The sequence below is a fragment of the Azospirillum sp. B506 genome, assembly GCF_000333595.1.
Taxonomy (GTDB): Bacteria; Pseudomonadota; Alphaproteobacteria; order Azospirillales; family Azospirillaceae; genus Azospirillum.
Window position 1 is genome coordinate 1 of the sequence record NZ_BADK01000997.1, and the last position, 833, is coordinate 833.

At 72.1% G+C, this 833-nt stretch carries 2 pseudogenes; both read right to left on the minus strand.

The annotated features are described in order from the left end of the window. Nucleotides 1-135, minus strand: a pseudogene (locus tag I71_RS41165) (hypothetical protein); the annotation flags it as partial. Nucleotides 136-238: 103 nt separating this feature from the next. Continuing rightward, nucleotides 239-787, minus strand: a pseudogene (locus I71_RS30915) (M55 family metallopeptidase); the annotation flags it as partial. Between the last annotated feature and the right edge of the window lie 46 nt (nucleotides 788-833).

Genomic DNA, 833 nt, shown 5'->3' on the forward strand with positions numbered 1-833 from the left:
CCGCAGCCGCGCGCGGCGGTCGGCGTCATCGGCCAGGGCGGAGAGAAGGCGCACCGCATCCTCTTCGCTGCCGAAGGTCAGCGCGTCTTCCGACGGGCCGAACAGCCGGGCGGTGTCGGCATGGCGCCAGCTCACCAGCAGCCCATGGCGTTTGACGATCTCCAGCGTCCGCGGGAAGGAGATCTGCCAGCGCCGGGCTGTTCATCTCGATCTCCAGCCGGTAGGGCGCGCCGTCGGCCTGCGGCGGAACGCGGAAGGGCGGGATGCTGGACGCGCGGCGGACGGCGCGGGCCGACGCCTCGCGGATGCGGTCGCGGGAGACCGACGGCGCAACGGAGCGGGCGGCGCGCTGGCCGAGCGCCTGCTTGACCACCACCTGCTCGGCGTCCGGGAAGAGCGGCGCCATTTCGGCGGCGAAGCGGTCGTCGCCGCTCAGCAGGATCACCGGCACGCCGATCTCGCCGGCATAGGCGCCGTAATTGCCGGCCTCCCCCAGCTCCAGCCCGTTCACCCGGACGCGGCCGAAGGCGAAGCTGTTGGTGGTGTGGGCGAGGATGCCGTACTGGCGCGCGGACGTGTGGAAGCCGACGCACATCACCCCGGCGGCGTCCGGTTCAAGCCCGGCGAACATGCCGATGGGCTTGGGCCGGCCGAGGATCAGTTCGGCGGCGGGGTGCAGCTCGTCCGGCAGCAGATTGACCATCGCGCCGTGGCTGTCGTTGACGAGGATTTCGCTCGCCCCGGCCTCCAGCGCTCCTTCGATGGCGGCATTGACCTCGGCGGTCATCAGGCGGCGGGCGCGCTCATATTCGGGGGTGCCCGGCGTCACCTGC